Here is a 15,501-nt window from a genome sequence, read left to right as displayed (position 1 = left end):
CAAATTTTAACAATCTAATAAATTTTTAATTTCATAAATTTTTATAGTGGCGTCTTGTAATGATAAAGAATTAATATTTTTTATTGTTTTTAAAGAACAAATTATTTTTTTTAACAATTGAAGAGCTTTTTTTTTATTTATTTCCGTTTTATTTTTTTTTAATATGTTTAATGTTTTTTTTGCTTTTTCAATAATTTCTATGGGCATACCAGACATTTTAGCTACATAAATTCCAAAGCTATGTTTACTTCCTCCGTATATTAGCTTTCGCATAAAAATAACGTTATTATTTGTTTTTTTTACAGATACATGATAGTTTTTTATTCTTTTAAAGAAGAGACTCATTTCATTTAATTCGTGATAATGTGTAGCAAATAAGGTTAGAGGACGTAAATTTTTTTCATGTAAAAATTCTATGATAGATTTTGCTATTGAAATTCCATCATAAGTACTTGTTCCTCTTCCTATTTCATCTAATATTAAAAAACTTCTTTTGGAAAGATTATTGAGTATATTTGCGGTTTCATTCATTTCTACCATAAAAGTAGATTCTCCTATAGAAATGTTATCAGACGCTCCAACTCTACTGAATATTTTATCTATTAATCCTATTTCTGCATATTTAGCAGGAATAAAACACCCAATATGAGACATAAGTATAATAATCGCAGTTTGACGTAAAATAGCAGATTTACCTGACATATTGGGGCCTGTAATGATTAATATCTGTTTATTGAATTTATTTAAAATAATATCATTAGGAATGTAAGATGCTTTGGAAATAAATTGTCTTTCAATAACTGGATGTCTACCTTTTATTATTGAAATTTTTAAAGAATTATTAACTTTTGGTTTCACATAATTATTTTCTAATGCTAAATTAGAAAACGAACATAATACATCTAATTTTGCAATAGTTTTTGCATTTTTTTGTAAAATTTTTATATTTTCTAATATTTGATTAATTAGATTATAAAAAATTTCTTTTTCCAAAGAAAATATTTTTTGTTCTGCATCAAAAATTTTGAGTTCATAATTTTTTAACTCATCTGTGATATATCGAACAGAATTTGTCAATGTTTGTTTTTGTCTCCAATAAGATGGAACTTTTTCTATTTTAGACATTTTAACTTCAAAAAAATATCCAAAAATATTGTTATATCCAATTTTTAAATTATTAATTCCTGTTTTTATTTTTTCTATTGAGCAAAGTTCTTCTAAATATTCTTTTTGAGAAAAATACATCAAACGAATTTCATCTAATTCTTTAGAAAAACCTTTAATAATAACATTTCCTTTTCCTTTTTCAATTTGATATGGAGGATTTTCTTCTATTGTTGAAGCAATTTTTTCACATATTAAATTACAATCTTGAAAAGATTTTCCAAGTTTCATAAAAATTTCAGATTTATGAGATAGAAATTTTTTTTGTATTTCTGTTATAGAAATCAACGATTTATATAATGTATACATCTCTCGTGGTGTAATTTTTCCAATGGCTATTTTGGATATTATTCTTTCTACATCATAAATATTTTTTAGTTTATTTTTTATGAAAAGACGTATTATGTTATGAGTACACAATTCTTGTACTATTTGAAGACGTTCTTGGATATAAAATAAATTTTTTAAAGGAAAAAGAATCCAATTTTTCAATAACCTTCCTCCCATAGGAGTAAGAGTATGGTCTAGTATCTTGATTAAAGAAACTCCTTCTTTATTTAAGGGATGAAATATTTCTAAATTACGAAATGTAAAATCATCAATCCACATATATTCTTCCTTTTTTATTTTTTGTATAGTAGAAATATGTTTTATATTAAAATGTAAAGTGTTGTGTAAATAAGATAAAATTGCTCCACAAGAAATGATTCCCAATTTTAAATCATTAATACCAAATCCTTTTAAAGAATTAATTTGAAAGTGTGATATTAATTTTTCATATGCAAATGAATAATTAAATACCCAATCCTCCATTAGAAATGTATAATATTTTCCTTTTAATAATTGATCAAAAAATTTTTTTTCTTTTTTTTGAAAAAGTATTTCACTGGGATGAAAATGTTTTAAATATTGTAATATATTATTTTTCGTATCTTCTGTTACCAAAAATTCTCCAGTAGAAATATCTAAAAAACTTAATCCTAGATTAAGATTTTTTCCTACATGAATAGAAGCCAAAAAATTATTTGATTTGGGTAATATAATATTTTCATCTATAGATACTCCTGGAGTAACTAGTTCGATCACTCCTCTTTTTACAATATTTTTTCCTTTTTTGGGTTCTTCTAGTTGGTCACAAATTGCGACACGAAATCCTGAACGTATTAATTTTGGTAAGTAAGTCTTTAAAGAATGATAAGGAAATCCAGCTAAATTCATATGAGATCGTTTGGTTAAAACGATATTTAATGTTTGTGAACATTTAATGGCATCTTCTCCAAAAGTTTCATAAAAATCTCCAACTTGAAATAATAAAATTGTATCTGGATATTTAGTTTTTATATTATTATATTGCTTAATTAATGGAGTTTCTTCTTTTTTTTTGTGATCAAAAGTTTTGTTTTTATTCATATCAAAATATAATTATTAAAATAGAAGATTATTAATTTATTATTTATAGCCTTATGTCGAGAATATTTAGAAAATATAAAGAGTTGGATCTTAGTAAAATAACGATGGAAATATCTCAATATTGGAAAAAACATAAGATTTTTCAACAAAATTCTAATTTCTATAATAAAAAAAATCCTTTGTCATATTCGTATATTTTATATGAAGGCCCTCCATCTTTAAATGGAGATCCTGGGGTTCATCATATTTTAACTAGAACCATAAAAGATATTTTTTTAAGATACCATAGACTTAAAGGTAAAAAAGTATTTATAAAAGCTGGATGGGATACCCATGGACTCCCAGTGGAATTAAATGTGGAAAAAAAAATGGGAATTAAGAAGAATGATATAGGGAAAAAAATTAGTGTAAAAGAATATAATCAACTTTGTAAAAAGTTTGTTAATCAATCATTGGAAACATGGCAATTATTTACAAAAAAAATAGGATATTCTATTGATTTAGATAAATCATTTATTACTTATAAAGCAAAGTATATAGAAAGTATATGGTGGTTAATCAAAAAATTATACGATAAAAAACTTATTTATAAAGGTTTTACGATTCAACCTTATTCTCCTTCTGCAGGAACAGGTCTAAGTCATCATGAATTAAATATGCCAGGAGCTTATAAAGAAGTAAAACAATTATCTCCATTTTTAAAATTTAAAGCAATTAAAAATACTTTACCCGAAAAATTTAGAAATATTTCAGGTGAAATATATTTTATATCATGGACAACGGCTCCTTGGACTATCCCTTCAAATACGGCATTAGCTTTTGGGGATGATATAGATTATGTATTAGTGAAAACTTATAATAAACGTACTTTTTTAAAGGAAAATATTGTTTTTTCTGAAAAATTAATTCATAAAATATTATTATCAAATCAGTTTTACTCTGTATCAAGTTATATTGAATTAGATAATCATAATATAAAAAATTATAAAATTCCTTATCTAATAGTAGATAAATTCAAAGGAAAAGAATTCATATTCAGTAAATATGAACAATTATTACCCTGGTTTCAACCTTTATATAATAAACAAAATGCATTTCAAATTATAACAGGAGATTTTGTTAACGTTAATGAGGGAACAGGTATTGTTCATATTTCTCCAACATTTGGAATAGATGATTTTATGATTGCTAAAAAATATAACATCCCCCCAATGTTAGTTCTAAATGAAAAAAATATTCCTATTCCTTTAGTTGATTTTCAAGGAAAATTCATAAAAAATTTTCCTCATGGATTTTCAGAAAAATATGTTAAAAACGAATTTAATACAAATCAAAAAAATTTTTTATCAGTAGATAAAGAGATAATTCTTTTTCTAGAAAAAGAAAAAAAAATATTTAGAACTGAAGAATATATTCATTTTTATCCACATTGTTGGAGAACAGAAAAACCAATACTTTATTATCCATTGAATTCATGGTTTATAAAAACTACAATCATAAAAAATAAAATGATTAATTTGAATCAAAAAATTCAATGGTATCCTGATTTTACAGGTCAAAAACGTTTTGATTCTTGGTTAAGAAATACAAAAGATTGGAATCTTTCACGTTCTAGATATTGGGGGACTCCTCTTCCTATTTGGAGAACAGAAAAAGGAGATGAAGAAATTGTGATAGGATCAGTTAAAGAATTGTTTTTAGAAATACAAAGATCAATTGAATATGGTTTTATGTCACATAATGTATTTGAAGATTTTGTGTTAGACGATATGAGTGATCATAATTATGATAAAATAGATTTGCATAAACATATTTTGGATGAAATCATATTGGTTTCTTCTAAAGGAAAACCTATGAAAAGGGAATCTGATTTAGTTGATGTATGGTTTGATTCTGGAGCAATGCCATATGCTCAATTTCATTATCCATTTGAGAATAAAGAATATATAGATAAAAATTTATTATTTCCCGCTGATTTTGTTTCAGAAGGAATAGATCAAACAAGAGGATGGTTTTTTACTTTGCATACTATTAGTACTTTACTGTTTAACTCCATTGCTTATAAAAATGTTGTATCAACAGGATTGGTATTAGACCAACATGGTCGTAAAATGTCTAAAAGTAAAGGAAATAGCATAAATCCTTTTGATTTGATAGACAATTATGGTCCTGATGCTATACGTTGGTATATTATATTTAATTCTGAACCTTGGGATAATCTAAAATTTAATATAAATGATCTTCATACCATTATAAATAAATTTTTCGGAACATTGTATAATATATATTCTTTTTTTGCTTTATATGCTAACATTGATGGTTTTTCTTACAAAGAAAAAGAATGTTTTCAACATTATACAGAATTAGATTTTTGGATTATTTCTGAATTAAATACTCTTATTCAAAAAGCGGATGATTATTATTCTAACTATAATCCAACTAAAGCTGCACGTTTAATTTCATCATTTGTTTTAGATAAATTGAGTAATTGGTATATAAGATTATCTCGAAAGAGATTTTGGAAAGAAAAATATACAAAAAATAAAATATCGGCATATCAAATTCTTTATAAATGTTTAATTGTTGTAGCTAAGTTAATTTCCCCCATCGTTCCATTTTTATCCGAAAAATTATATGTGGATTTAAATTTTGTTACCGAAAAAGAAGATTTCAAAAGTATTCATTTTACAAGTTTTCCTAGTTATGATCCAAGTTTAATTAACAAAAATTTGGAAAATAGTATGTTTTGGGTTCAGAAAATAATTACGATGGTTTTTTCTATTAGAAAGAAGAATAAAATAAAAATTCGTCAACCTTTACAAAAATTGCTTATTATTCTCTCTGATAAGAACATGCATTTTCAATTGAAACAATTCTCTAAAATTATATTTCAAGAAGCCAATATAAAAGAAATAGAATTTTCTTCCTCTTATAAAAATCTTGAATTTATCAAACATATTCAACCTAATTATCAATCTTTAGGACCAAAATTTGGAAAAAAAACTCAAAAGATATCCGAAATTATAAAGGAATTTAGTCAAGAAAAAATAAAAGAGATAGAGAATAATGGAAAATATATTTTTTTTCTAAAAAAAGAAAAAATTATTCTTTCTTTAGAAGATGTTAAAATTAGTACGGAATATATTAAAGGATGGTCAATTTTATTTGATCCAAAATTGACAATTGCATTAGATTTAAAAATTACAGATTCTTTATGGAAAGAAGGATTTGTAAGGGAATTCATACGACATATACAAAAATTAAGAAAAGATTGTAAATATGATGTTCTTGAAAAAATATTTATATATGTAAAAATAAAAGAAAATAATAAGTTAAAAAATAAAGTAAAAGCTATTTTAATAAAAAATAAAAATTTTATTTGTACAGAAACTCTTTCTGTCGATATTTTATTCCCAAAAAATGGAATAAAAAAAGATGAAGAAAAAAAAGAAAAAATCTACTTTGAAAAAGAATTTATATTATATATGTGGATTCATAAAATGGAAAATATAAAAAAATGAAAGAAAAATATTTATCTATTTTTAAGGTCTTTTTATTAAGATTAATAATCAGAATCATGGAATAATATATTAAAGCTTAAGTGTTCATAAACTTGTAGTCATAAAGTTTAAATTAAACTTTGATTAAAATTGAAAATAAAGATTATGAGATTTTTGTATTACTAAAAATAAAAAAATTAATTTTTAAAAAACAACATATTATTATACTAAAAGTAAAGATAAGATTAGTATAAAATAAAAAAATTTTATTTTTTTTGAAAAAATTCTTTTTAATTATTATTTCTATTTTATCGATAGATCAAATTTTAAAAATTTATATTAAAACTCATTTTAGATTAGGAGATGAAATTTATATATTTCCTTTTTTTCGTATTTTTTTTATAGAAAATCCAGGAATGGCTTATGGGATTAATTTGGGATCCGGATATCATGGAAAAATATTATTGAGCATCTTTCGATTTTTTTTAGTTATTTTCATTTTTATTTTTCTTTATAGAAATATAATCAAAGGGTCTTCTAAATATTTAACTATTCCTATTAGTTTAATTTTTTCAGGAGCTATGGGAAATTTTTTGGATAGCGCTTTATATGGATTATTATTCAATACAGGAACTATTTATAGTGAAAAATCACAAAAATGGATTCCTTATCATGGAATATCTCAAATCAGTTTTGATAAAGGATATGCTTCTTTCATGGAGGGATGTGTAGTCGATCTATTTTATTTTCCTATAATAGATGCTTATTTTCCTAATTGGATTCCATTTTTTGGCGATTATCATTTTCAATTTTTTAAACCTATTTTTAATTTATCCGATGCTGTGATATCTATTGGAGTGTTTTTTTTATTCATATTCAAACATAAAATTAAAAATGTAAAAATTTTATAACGTTTATTATTTTTTTGAGAATTATAAAAATCTCTATAGATTTGTATTGTCCTGATTTTCATTATTACGAATAAAATTTGAATAGCCGGTGTAGCTCAGTTGGTCAGAGCACGTGATTTGTAATCTCGGGGTCGTGGGTTCGAATCCCTCCATCGGCTTTTTTTCGGGGGAGATACTCAAGCCTGGTTAACGAGGACAGACTGTAAATCTGTTGGTTATACCTTCGCAGGTTCGAATCCTGCTCTCCCCATATTTTAATAAAAGCGGAAGTAGCTCAGTTGGTAGAGCATCAGCCTTCCAAGTTGAACGTCGCGGGTTCGAATCCCGTCTTCCGCTCTATGAAATATATGGCCAATGTAGCTCAGTTGGTAGAGCACTTCCTTGGTAAGGAAGAGGTCACGGGTTCAATTCCCGCCGTTGGCTTTTTTTGAATTTAATAAATTTATCATGGCAAAAGAAAAATTTAAAAGAGATAAACCACATGTAAATATAGGAACTACAGGTCATGTAGATCATGGTAAAACAACTCTGACTGCTGCAATTACAAAAGTTTTATCAGAAATTGGATTGGCAGAAGAGAAAAGTTTTGATGCAATTGACAATGCACCTGAAGAAAAAGAAAGAGGGATTACTATTAATACATCTCATGTAGAATATGAAACCGAAAAAAGACATTATGCACATGTTGATTGTCCTGGACATGCAGATTACGTAAAAAATATGATTACAGGAGCTGCTCAAATGGATGGAGCTATTCTAGTTGTAGCAGCTACAGATGGGCCTATGCCTCAAACAAGAGAACATATATTATTATCCCGTCAAGTGGGAGTTCCAAAAATTGTGGTATTTATGAATAAAGTAGATCAAGTAGATGATCCAGAGTTGTTAGAATTAGTTGAAATGGAAATTAGAGAGTTACTTTCTAAATATGAATATGATGGAGAAAATATTCCTATTATACAAGGATCAGCTTTAGGAGCTTTAAATGGAGAAAAAAAATGGACAGAAAAAATAAAAGACTTAATGAAAGTATTGGATGATTATATTCCAGAACCAATTCGTGAAATGGATAAACCATTTTTAATGCCTATAGAAGATGTTTTTACTATAACAGGAAGAGGGACAGTAGCAACAGGCCGTATTGAAAGTGGAATTGTTCATACAGGAGATTTAGTTGATATAATTGGAATGGGTGAAAATAGATTATCATCTACAGTAACAGGAGTTGAAATGTTTCGAAAAATATTGGATCAAGGTCAAGCAGGAGATAATGTAGGTTTATTATTACGGGGAATAGAAAAAAAAGATATAAAAAGAGGAATGGTAGTTGGAAAGCCAGGATCTGTGCAGTCTCATAAAAAATTTAAAGCAGAAGTATATGTTCTCACAAAAGAAGAAGGCGGAAGACATACTCCTTTTCATAATAAATATCGTCCTCAATTTTATTTAAGGACAACAGATGTAACAGGAGAAATTCATCTTCCGGATGGAATAGAAATGGTCATGCCTGGAGATAATATTTCTATGGAGGTTGAATTACATCAACCTATAGCATTAAGTGAAAACTTACGTTTTGCTATTCGTGAAGGAGGAAAAACTGTAGGAGCTGGACAAGTCATTCATATAATAGATTGATTGAATTGATTTTTTATTATGATATAATTAATTCCAAAAACGGATGTAGCTCAGTTGGTAGAGCATCGGTCTCCAAAACCGAAGGTCGTAAGTTCGATCCTTACCGTCCGTGCATTGATTGAAATAATGATAAAAAATAATTTTTTTTTAGAAATTTATAACGAATTTTTTCATTGTATAACATGGCCTAAATGGGAGGATTTACAATTAACAACAATGATTATATCTTTTTTTTCCATATTCTTATCCATATTCTTATATGGAGTGGATGGTTTTTTTATTTTTTTGATTAAAAAATTATTTTCTTTATAAAATTATATATTAATGAATGATTTAGAAAGAAAATGGTATGTCATAAAAACCATGAGTGGACAAGAAAACAAGGTGAAATCATATATTGAGAATGAAATTAGAGATAATGGATTTCAAGAATATATAGGAAGAGTATTGGTTCCTATTGAAAAAGTTATACAAATGAGAAAAGGTAAAAAAATTCATAGGGAAAAAGTTCATTATCCAGGATATGTTATGGTCGAAGTAAATTTAGAAGGAGAAGCGATTCATGCAATAAAAAATGTTCCAGGTGTTATAAATTTTTTAAGTGAAGGAAAAGGCCCTTCCGCTATTCCTATTCCTATGAGAAAAGAAGAAGTGAATAAAATGTTAGGGAAAATAGATGAACTATCTGAAAGATATGAAAATATTAGTATTCCTTTTTTAGTAGGAGAAACAATTAAAGTTATCGATGGTCCTTTTACAGGATTTAATGGAACAATTGAAAAAATTAATGAAGAAAAAAGAAAATTAGAATTAGCCGTTTTAATTTTTGGAAGAAAAACTCCATTAGAATTGAATTTTACACAGATAGAAAAAATTTAAAGAAATCATATGTCCGAAAAAATAATAAAAAAAGTAATAAAAAAAATTAAAATACAGAAAATCAATGGAGGAAAAGCAAGTCCGGCTCCTCCTATTGGTCCTATTTTAGGTAGTTCTGGCGTAAATATTATGGAGTTTTGCAAACAATATAATTCCCTTACTCAAGATAAAATAGGGGAAATATGTCCTGTTATAATATATGTATATGAAGATAAATCCTTTTCTTTTTTGATCAAAAAACCTCCAATTTCTATTCAATTGTTAAATGTTATCAAAAAAGAAAAAGGATCTAAAGAATCTAATCGTTCTAAAATAGGAAAAATAAGTTTAAATGAAATTAAAATAATTGCAAAAAATAAAATGGAAGATTTTAATTGTTTTTCTATGAAATCAGCTATATCCATGGTTTCCGGTACTGCTAGATCTATGGGAATAGAAATTTATAATTAAAATACTTTTTATATGTCTAAAAAACTAACTAAAAATAAAAAGAAGATTCTAGAAAAAATTTCTAGTAAAAAAAAGTATTCTTTAGAAGAAGCGATCGTTCTTATTAAAGAAATAAATTTTGTAAAATTTGATGCATCTTTTGATATTGCAGTTCATCTTGGAATTGATGTTCGTCTTCCTAATCAAATGGTAAGAGGAACGGTATTGTTACCTCATGGTACAGGTAAAAATATTTGTATTTTAGCTTTAGTTCCAAAAGATAAAGAATTAGAAGTTAAAAAAGCAGGTGCTGATTATGTTGGATTAAATTATATTGAAAAAATTAAGTCTGGATGGACAGACATTGATCTTATTGTGGCTACTCCTTCTGTTATGAATCAATTAGGAACTATAGGTAAAATATTGGGGCCTAAAGGATTAATGCCTAATCCTAAAATGGAAACTGTTTCTGTAAATCCAGGAAAATCTATACAAGAAATTAAATCGGGAAAAATCACTTTTAAAGCAGATCGTTATGGAATTGTTCATGCTTCAATAGGAAAAGTTTCATTTTCGTCTCAACATTTATTAGATAACATAGTAAAATTTATGAAAATAATTATTCGAAATAAACCTTCCACTTCTAAAGGATTTTATATAAGAAGTATTTATTTATCTAGCACTATGAGTTGTAGTATCCCATTAGATTTAAAAATTTTCGCGAATACATGAACAAATGAATAAAGAAAATAAAAAAAAAGAATTATCAAAATTGGTTTCTATATTATCTAATAATGAAACAATATACTTGATTAATATATCCGATTTAAATTCTAATCAAATTTCTATTCTTAGAAAAAGTTTTCATGAATATAGTATTAGAATGAAAGTGGTAAAAAATACTTTATTGAAAAAAGCCATACAAAAAATAAAAAATAAAAAATTGGATTCTTTTTTTTCTATTTTAAATGGAAATACAACTGTATTATTTTCGGATTCAAATTTGAATATAACAAATATAACTTCTAATATTATAAAAAATTTTCATGTTCAAGAAAAAATTGATAAACCTTATTTAAAGGGAGCTTATGCTCAAGAATCTTTTTATTTTGGAGGAAACAAAGATTTAAATATATTACTACATCTTAAATCTAAGGAAGATATCATAATTGAAATTTTCAATATACTTCAATTTTCAATAAAAGATATTATTTCATCTTTTTTTAATTCAACGAAATACAAAATATGTGAAATTTTAGAAGCTTTATCATCTTATAAAAAATAAAAAAATGAAAATTTCAGTTTACGATAATTACTAATATTAAAAAAATAAATAATAAAATGATAGACAAGCTAGCCGAACAATTAGTTAATTTAACAGTAAAACAAGTTTCTGAATTAGCTACTATTTTAAAAAAAAAATATGGAATAGAGCCATCGACTTCAATGAAAGTGGAAAATCCTTTATCTGTAAAAGAAAAAATTGATGAAAAAAAGGAAAAAAGCATTTTTAACATAATTTTAAAATCATCCGGAAATTCTAAATTATCTGTAGTCAAATTAGTGAAAGAAATTACTGGAAAAGGACTCAAGGAGTCTAAAGACTTAGTCGATAATATTCCTGGTGTTATTAAAGAATCTGTAAATAAAACAGAAGCAGAAAATTTGAAAAATAAATTTGAAGAAATAGGAGCTGAAGTGGAATTAAAATAGAAAAATTTACATTTTTTTATTATCTATTAAATTAAAATTTGTGAATACAGAAAAAAAAAGAATCACTTTTGCCTCAGTAGCAAAACAAGCAGAATATCCGGATTTTTTGGATATTCAAATCAAATCATTTAAAGAATTTTTTCAATTAGATGCAAAACCAGAAGATAGAAAAAATGAAGGTTTATTTAAAGCTTTTACAGAAAATTTTCCCATTTCTGATGCTAGAAATTCTTTTGTTTTAGAATTTAAAGGTTATTCTATAGATTCCCCTAGATATTCAATAGAAGAATGTATAGAAAGAGGGTTAACTTATAGTGTTCCTTTAAAAGCAAAATTAAAATTATATTGTACTGATCCTGATCATGAAGATTTTGAAACTGTTTATCAAAATGTTTATTTAGGAACATGTCCTTATATGACTCCATCTGGGTCTTTTATTTTTAATGGATCGGAAAGGGTTATTGTATCTCAACTACATCGATCTCCTGGTGTTTTTTTTGGTCAATCTCATCATGCTAATGGAACTAAACTTTATTCTGCTAGAATTATTCCATTTAAAGGATCATGGATAGAATTTGCAACCGATATTAATAATGTTATGTATGCATATATTGATAGAAAGAAAAAATTACCTATGACAACTTTATTACGTGCCATAGGATATGAAAGAGATAAAGATATATTAGAAATATTTGATTTAGCTGAGGAAATAATAATAAAAGATAATGAAACAAATATTTTAAATAGAACTCTAGCAGCTAGAGTCTTGAAAATTTGGCATGAAGATTTTGTGGATGAAGATACAGGAGAAGTATTATCTATAGAAAAAAATGAAGTTCTGATAGAAAGAAATGTTCTTTTAAAAGAAGAACATATTGATCTTATGATCAATCATGAAATAAAAACTATTTTATTGCATAAAGAAGGAGAAAGGAAAAAAGATTATTCTATTATTTACAACACTTTATATAAGGATCCTACGAATTCTGAAAAAGAAGCAGTAGAATATATTTATAAACAACTTAGAAATACAGAACCTCCAGACGAAGAAACGGCGAGAGGAGTCATAGATAAACTTTTTTTTTCTGATACTCGATATAGTTTAGGTCCTGTGGGAAGATATCGTTTGAATAAACGTCTTGGTTTAAATATAGATTCTAATTATTTAGTTTTAACCAAAAAAGATATAATAGCAATTGTAGAACATTTAAATGCTTTATTTAACTCTAAAAGAGAAGTTGACGATATTGATCATTTATCCAATAGACGTGTCAGAACAGTAGGTGAACAACTTTATGCTCAATTTAGTATTGGTTTAGCTAGGATGGCTAGAACGATAAGAGAAAGAATGAATGTTCGAGATAATGAAGTTTTTATGCCTGTAGATCTTATTAATGCAAAAACTTTATCATCTGTTGTAAATACTTTTTTTGGAACGAACCAATTATCTCAGTTTATGGATCAAACAAATCCTTTATCTGAAATTACTCATAAAAGAAGACTTTCTGCATTAGGTCCTGGTGGTTTATCTAGAGAAAGAGCAGGTTTTGAAGTTAGAGATGTCAATTATTCTCATTATGGAAGATTATGTCCTATTGAAACACCAGAAGGACCTAATATAGGATTAATATCTTCTCTTTCTGTATTTGCTAAAATAAATAAAATGGGGTTTGTAGAGACTCCTTATCGAGTCGTTTCTAATAAAAAAATAGATTTACAATCTGAAGTAAAATATTTAAGTGCAGAAGAAGAAGAAGGAAAAATTATAGCACAGGCTAATGCTATTGATAAATATGGAAATTTTTTATCTAATAGAATTATAGTTCGTGAAGATGGAGATTTTCCTATAGTCCGATCGGATCAAGTAGATTATATCGATGTAGCCCCAAACCAAATAGCGTCTATATCAGCTTCTTTGATTCCTTTTTTGGAACATGATGATGCAAATAGAGCGTTAATGGGATCTAATATGATGCGTCAAGCCGTTCCATTGTTAAAGCCTGAAGCTCCTATAGTAGGAACTGGATTAGAAGAACAAGTAGCAAGAGATTCTCGTATATTGATTAATGCAAAAAAAAATGGAATGGTCAAATATGTTGATGCAAATAAAATAATTATTGTTTATGACAAAACATATAAAGAAAATTTAGTTAGTTTTGATTCTGAAATTCAAGTTTATGATTTGATTAAATTTAGAAAAACGAATCAAAATACATGTATCACTTTGAAACCTATTGTTAGAAAAGGAATGAAAGTTACTAAAGGTCAAATTTTATGTGAAGGTTATGCTACAGAAAATGGAGAATTAGCTTTAGGAAGAAATTTAAAAGCAGCTTTTATTCCGTGTAATGGTTATAATTTTGAAGATGCTGTTTTAATATCCGAAAAAGTAGTAAGTGAAGATTGGTTTACTTCTATTCATATAGATGAGTATTCTTTGGATGTTCGTGATACCAAGTTAGGAATGGAAGAATTAACCAACGATATTCCTAATGTTAGTGAAGAAGCTACTAAAGATTTAGATGAAAATGGAATTATTAGAGTTGGAGCAGAAGTTAAACCTGGTGATATTCTTATTGGAAAAATAACCCCAAAAGGAGAATCCGATCCTACTCCAGAAGAAAAATTATTAAGAGCCATTTTTGGTGATAAAGCAGGAAATGTGAAAGATGCCTCTTTAAGAGCTGAACCGTCATTATTTGGAGTGGTGATAGACACAAAACTTTTTACCAGAAGTATAAAAGATAAAACATCTAGAGCTCAAGATAAGATTAAAATAGCACGTTTAGAAAAAAAATATGAAAAAAAATTTTCAGATCTTAGAAATTTATTGATTAATAAATTACAATCTATTTTAAATAATAAATTATGTCATAATTCTATTTATAATGAAAAAAAACAAGAAATTATAAAAAAGGGAATCAAATTTACTATAAAACTACTTCATAGTATACAAGATTATATAGAAATTAGTTCTAATCATTGGACAGATAATTTTGAAATCAATAATTTAGTATCAGAAATTTTACATAATTACAAAATAGCGGTAAATGATTTAAATAGTTCTTTTAAACATAAAAAGTTTTCTATTACTGTTGGGGACGAATTACCTTCAGGAATTATTAAAATGGCAAAAGTATATATTGCTAAAAAAAGAAAATTAAAAGTAGGAGATAAAATGGCTGGAAGACATGGAAATAAAGGAGTAGTTGCTAGAATATTAAGAGAAGAAGATATGCCTTTTTTAGAAGATGGAAGTCCAGTAGATATTGTCCTAAATCCTTTAGGAGTTCCCTCCAGAATGAATATTGGACAAATATATGAAACTGTATTAGGATGGGCTGGACAGAAATTGAATATAAAATTTTCAACCCCTATATTTGATGGAGCTACTATAGAAGAAATCTGTACATATACAGATAAAGCAAAAATTCCGCGTTTTGGAACGACCTATTTATTTGATGGAGGAACGGGGGAAAGATTTGATCAACCGGCAACTGTGGGGGTTATATATATGTTGAAATTAGGACATATGGTAGACGATAAAATGCATGCACGTTCAATAGGTCCTTATTCTTTAATCACTCAACAACCTTTAGGAGGGAAAGCCCAATTTGGAGGACAACGTTTTGGAGAAATGGAAGTTTGGGCTTTAGAAGCTTTTGGAGCTTCCAATATTTTACGTGAAATTTTAACTGTGAAATCCGATGATGTTCCTGGAAGAGCTAAAACTTATGAATCTATAGTTAAAGGAGAACCAATGCCTGAACCTAATAATCCAGAATCTTTTAATGTGCTTTGTTATGAATTAAAAGGATTAGGACTAGATATACGTTTAGAAGAATAACCTAATTTCCATA

General features: G+C 26.5%; 11 protein-coding genes and 5 tRNA genes. 15 read left to right on the top strand and 1 reads right to left on the bottom strand.

Annotated elements, in window-relative coordinates:
* Positions 1–6: 6 nt before the first annotated feature.
* Positions 7–2,574, bottom strand: a complete 2,568-nt coding sequence (gene mutS / locus H0H66_RS02350; RefSeq protein WP_185857836.1) for a DNA mismatch repair protein MutS — start codon at positions 2,572–2,574, stop codon at positions 7–9.
* Positions 2,575–2,627: 53 nt separating this feature from the next.
* Here mutS and ileS point away from each other — a divergent pair, with 53 nt between their 5' ends.
* From ileS to rpoB, 15 genes are all read left to right on the top strand, one after another.
* Entirely contained in the window at positions 2,628–6,095 is a 3,468-nt protein-coding gene (ileS, locus tag H0H66_RS02345; protein ID WP_185857835.1) for an isoleucine--tRNA ligase, read from the top strand.
* Positions 6,096–6,349: 254 nt separating this feature from the next.
* Positions 6,350–6,985, top strand: a complete 636-nt coding sequence (locus H0H66_RS02340) for a lipoprotein signal peptidase (RefSeq protein WP_185857834.1) — start codon at positions 6,350–6,352, stop codon at positions 6,983–6,985.
* A gap of 84 nt (positions 6,986–7,069) precedes the next feature.
* Positions 7,070–7,143 (top strand) — tRNA-Thr (locus H0H66_RS02335).
* An 8-nt stretch (positions 7,144–7,151) separates the two neighbouring features.
* Positions 7,152–7,235, top strand: a tRNA-Tyr gene (locus H0H66_RS02330).
* Positions 7,236–7,248: 13 nt separating this feature from the next.
* Positions 7,249–7,321: transfer RNA gene (locus H0H66_RS02325), tRNA-Gly, on the top strand.
* 14 nt (positions 7,322–7,335) lie between these two features.
* Positions 7,336–7,408, top strand: a tRNA-Thr gene (locus H0H66_RS02320).
* A gap of 24 nt (positions 7,409–7,432) precedes the next feature.
* Complete coding sequence (tuf, locus tag H0H66_RS02315; RefSeq protein WP_185857833.1) at positions 7,433–8,620, top strand: elongation factor Tu; 1,188 nt, start codon at positions 7,433–7,435, stop codon at positions 8,618–8,620.
* A 39-nt stretch (positions 8,621–8,659) separates the two neighbouring features.
* Positions 8,660–8,732: transfer RNA gene (locus tag H0H66_RS02310), tRNA-Trp, on the top strand.
* 14 nt (positions 8,733–8,746) lie between these two features.
* On the top strand, positions 8,747–8,932 hold the full coding sequence (gene secE / locus H0H66_RS02305) for a preprotein translocase subunit SecE (RefSeq protein ID WP_185857832.1): 186 nt from the start codon (positions 8,747–8,749) through the stop codon (positions 8,930–8,932).
* A 12-nt stretch (positions 8,933–8,944) separates the two neighbouring features.
* On the top strand, positions 8,945–9,499 hold the full coding sequence (gene nusG, locus H0H66_RS02300; RefSeq protein ID WP_185857831.1) for a transcription termination/antitermination protein NusG: 555 nt from the start codon (positions 8,945–8,947) through the stop codon (positions 9,497–9,499).
* 9 nt (positions 9,500–9,508) lie between these two features.
* On the top strand, positions 9,509–9,949 hold the full coding sequence (gene rplK / locus H0H66_RS02295; protein ID WP_185857830.1) for a 50S ribosomal protein L11: 441 nt from the start codon (positions 9,509–9,511) through the stop codon (positions 9,947–9,949).
* 12 nt (positions 9,950–9,961) lie between these two features.
* On the top strand, positions 9,962–10,660 hold the full coding sequence (gene rplA, locus H0H66_RS02290) for a 50S ribosomal protein L1 (protein ID WP_185857829.1): 699 nt from the start codon (positions 9,962–9,964) through the stop codon (positions 10,658–10,660).
* A 4-nt stretch (positions 10,661–10,664) separates the two neighbouring features.
* A complete protein-coding gene (gene rplJ / locus H0H66_RS02285) occupies positions 10,665–11,213 on the top strand; it encodes a 50S ribosomal protein L10 (RefSeq protein ID WP_185857828.1) in 549 nt (182 codons plus the stop codon).
* A 56-nt stretch (positions 11,214–11,269) separates the two neighbouring features.
* Positions 11,270–11,641 carry a 50S ribosomal protein L7/L12 gene (gene rplL / locus H0H66_RS02280; protein ID WP_185857827.1) on the top strand — a complete coding sequence of 124 codons (372 nt, stop codon included), beginning with the start codon at positions 11,270–11,272 and terminating at the stop codon, positions 11,639–11,641.
* Between the two features lie 40 nt (positions 11,642–11,681).
* Complete coding sequence (gene rpoB, locus H0H66_RS02275; protein ID WP_185857826.1) at positions 11,682–15,488, top strand: DNA-directed RNA polymerase subunit beta; 3,807 nt, start codon at positions 11,682–11,684, stop codon at positions 15,486–15,488.
* The last annotated feature ends 13 nt before the right edge of the window (positions 15,489–15,501 follow it).

It is taken from the genome of Blattabacterium cuenoti, assembly GCF_014251595.1.
Lineage (GTDB): Bacteria > Bacteroidota > Bacteroidia > Flavobacteriales > Blattabacteriaceae > Blattabacterium > Blattabacterium cuenoti_Q.
The sequence above is the reverse complement of the archived record's forward strand: the minus strand, read 5'-3'. Positions and strand labels throughout refer to the sequence as shown.

What these genes read in the sequence shown, in the direction of transcription:
- rplA (WP_185857829.1), top strand. Translation starts at nt 9,962, where the DNA reads ATGTCTAAAAAACTAACTAAAAATAAAAAGAAGATTCTAGAAAAAATT.
- rplK (WP_185857830.1), top strand. Translation starts at nt 9,509, where the DNA reads ATGTCCGAAAAAATAATAAAAAAAGTAATAAAAAAAATTAAAATACAG.
- secE (WP_185857832.1), top strand. Translation starts at nt 8,747, where the DNA reads ATGATAAAAAATAATTTTTTTTTAGAAATTTATAACGAATTTTTTCAT.
- rplL (WP_185857827.1), top strand. Translation starts at nt 11,270, where the DNA reads ATGATAGACAAGCTAGCCGAACAATTAGTTAATTTAACAGTAAAACAA.
- nusG (WP_185857831.1), top strand. Translation starts at nt 8,945, where the DNA reads ATGAATGATTTAGAAAGAAAATGGTATGTCATAAAAACCATGAGTGGA.
- rplJ (WP_185857828.1), top strand. Translation starts at nt 10,665, where the DNA reads ATGAATAAAGAAAATAAAAAAAAAGAATTATCAAAATTGGTTTCTATA.
- tuf (WP_185857833.1), top strand. Translation starts at nt 7,433, where the DNA reads ATGGCAAAAGAAAAATTTAAAAGAGATAAACCACATGTAAATATAGGA.
- ileS (WP_185857835.1), top strand. Translation starts at nt 2,628, where the DNA reads ATGTCGAGAATATTTAGAAAATATAAAGAGTTGGATCTTAGTAAAATA.
- mutS (WP_185857836.1), bottom strand. Translation starts at nt 2,574, where the DNA reads ATGAATAAAAACAAAACTTTTGATCACAAAAAAAAAGAAGAAACTCCA.